Consider the following 2,872-nt stretch of genomic DNA (forward strand, 5'->3'; position numbering starts at 1 on the left):
TGAAGCGGGTGGCGGTGAGGTCGGGTCGGCCGAGGTAGCCGTGGGCGAGGCCGTCGCCGGCGAGGTAGAGCTCGCCGGTCACGCTGGGTGCGGTGAGCTGGAGGCGGTCGTCGAGGACGTAGGCGCCCTTGTTGACCAGGGGTGATCCGATGGGGATCGTCTGGTGGGGTTGGTCGCTGGGTTCGATGGTGTGGGTGGTGGTGAAGCCCATGGATTCGGCGGGTCCGTAGCCGTTGACGACGGTGATGCCGGGCCTCAGTTGCTGGAGTTTGTGGACGTGGGCCGGGGAGGCCGCTTCTCCGCCCGTGTAGGCGGTGGTGACGGTGTCGAAGGCGTCGGGGTGCTCGTCGGTGAGGTAGTTGAACAGGCTTGCCGACAGCTGGAGCATCGTCACCTGGTGTCGTCCTGCCAGCTCAGCGATCAGCGCCGGCTCAGGTCGCTGCCCGGGTTGCAGGACGGTGGTGCCGCCATGGAGCAGGGCGCCCCAGAACTCGAGGCTGAAGGCGTCCCAGGAAACGGGGGAGCACTGGAGGAAGACTTCGTCGGGTCCGAAGTGTCCGTAGGTCTGCGCGGTGACCGTGGAGACCAGGTTGCGGTGGGAGGACAGGATGCCCTTCGGCCGGCCCGTCGACCCGGAGGTGAACATGAGGCATGCCACGTCATCGCCGGACAGGGGGATCCCGAGGTCGTCGGCCTGGTGCTCGCCGAGCTGGTCGGGGTTCTCGGTGACCGTGGTCCAGGGTCCTTCGAGTCGTCCGGCGAGGGCGGGGTCGGTGACGAGGAGGCGTATGCCGGCGTCGGTGGCGGCGGCTTGCAGGCGTTCGTCGGGGAAGTCGGGGTCGAGGAGGGTGTAGGCGGCGCCGGTCTTGGTGACGGCGATGACCGCGGTGGCGAAGTCCACGCCGCGTTCCAGCAGGACGCCGGCCATGTCGCCGCGTGCCAGGCCTTGGTCGCGCAGGTGGCGGGCCCAGCGGTTGGCGGCCGCGTTGAGTTCCCGGTAGGTGATCCGTCGGTCGCCGTCGATCAGCGCGACCCGGCCGGGGAAACGTTCCACCTGCTGATGGAAGCGCTCCACCAGTGAGATGTCGTCGATGTCGGTGCTGGTGCCGGCCCAGGTTCCGGTGACAAGTGCCCGCTCGTCCTGGGAGAGGATGTCGAGGTCGCTGATCCGGCGGCCGGGGTCGGCCAGTACCTGCTCGAGGATCTGGCCCAGGACGGTGACCATGCGCCGCACGGTGCTCTCGTCGAACAGGTCCCGTGCGAAGAGGACGGTCCCGTGCAGGCGGTGGCTGTCGTCGGAGCGGAGCAGGAACTCGAGGTCGAACTTGGCCGAACCGTTCGTCACACCGAACACGCCGGCCGGTCGCACACCGGGCAACCGCAGTTCCGGGGTGCTCCCGATCTCAAGGCCGAGGCAGATCTGGAACAAGGGGTGACGGGCGAGGGAGCGAACCGGGCTGACGGCCTCAAGGACGAGGTCGAAGGGCGCTTCCTGGTGGGCGAAGGCGTCCAGGTCGGTGGCGCGGATCCGCGCCAGCAGTTCCTGGAACGTCGGGGCGCCTCCACTGTCGGTGCGCAGCACCAGGGTGTTGACGAAGAAACCGACCAGGTCGCGAAGCTGCTCGTCGCCGCGCCCGGCGACCGGTGTACCGACGGCGAGGTCGGTGCCGGCGCCGAGCCGGTTCAGGGCGGTGACAAGGGCCGCGTGGACGACCATGAACGAGGTGCAGCCCTGAGCGAGAGCGAGCTCGCCCACTCGTGTCATGACGTCCGGGCCGAGGTCGACCTCGACCTCGCCGCCCCGGTGGGTTGCCCGGGCGGGGCGGGGCCGGTCCAGGCGCAGACCGTGTTCCTCGGGCAGCCCGTCCAGCGCCGAGCGCCAGAACCCGAGTTCCCGGGCCAGCAGACTGTCCGGATCGTCGGGCGAGCCCAGGACTCTGTGCTGCCAGTGCGCGTAGTCGGCGTACTGGACCGGCAAGGGATCCAGCACGTTGGCCTCCGTGCCCGACAGCCGTGCCTCGTAGGCCCGCGTCAGGTCCTCGAAGAACACCTCGTTCGACGCGCCGTCCGTCGCCACGTGGTGCAGAAGGATGAGGAGCACGGTCGTTCCGTCACCGGGCTCGAGGACGGTGACCCGCAGCGGGATCTCCGTCCGCAGGTCGAACCGGTGTCCCGCGGCCGTCACCAGGTCGGACTCCAGGGACTCCGGGGTGGTGGTACGCCACTCGACCGGTATGCGGGCCTCGGCCGGCGGAAGGATTCGCTGGTGCGGTTCGCCGTCGATTGTCTCGATCAAGGTGCGCAGCGGGGCGTGGCGTTCGGTCAGGTCGTTGAGCGCGGCCTCCCACGCGGCTACGTCGAGTTCGCCTTCCAGGCGTATCGCGAGGGGCACGTTGTAGGCGGTGCTGTCGCCGTCCAGGTCCGCCAGCAGCCACAGCCGACGCTGGGCGAAGGACGCGGCCGGCAGCGAGCCGTTGTCGTTCGTGCCTTCTCCGGCCGTGATCGGCGGCAGGGCGGGCAGTCCCTTCTGGCGGGAGATCAGGTCGGCGAGCCGGGCGGGGGTGGGGTGCTGGAAGACGTCGCGGATGGTCAGGCGCACGCCGAGCGCGTCCGCGATGTGGTTGGTGAGCCGCGCCGCCCGCAACGAATGACCGCCGAGGATGAAGAAGTCGTCGTCGATGGTGGGGATGTCCGCGGCACCCAGGGCTTGGGCGAAGAGCGCCGTCAGGGTCTCCTCGAGCGGCGTCCGAGGCGCGCGACCGCCCGTCGAGGTGGCGGCCGGCTCGGGGAGGGCGTGCTTGTCGATCTTGCCGTTGGGGGTGAGGGGGAGTCGGTCGAGGACGGTGAGGTAGGTGGGGACGAGGTGGTCGGG

The 2,872-nt window shown here is 69.9% G+C and carries 1 protein-coding gene; it reads right to left on the reverse strand.

What is annotated here, in order from left to right:
- A partial coding sequence (locus tag A2U95_RS32705; protein WP_240957315.1) for a non-ribosomal peptide synthetase occupies positions 1-2,872 on the reverse strand: 2,872 nt, incomplete at both ends.

Source organism: Streptomyces chilikensis, assembly GCF_001642695.1.
Lineage (GTDB): Bacteria > Actinomycetota > Actinomycetes > Streptomycetales > Streptomycetaceae > Streptomyces > Streptomyces chilikensis.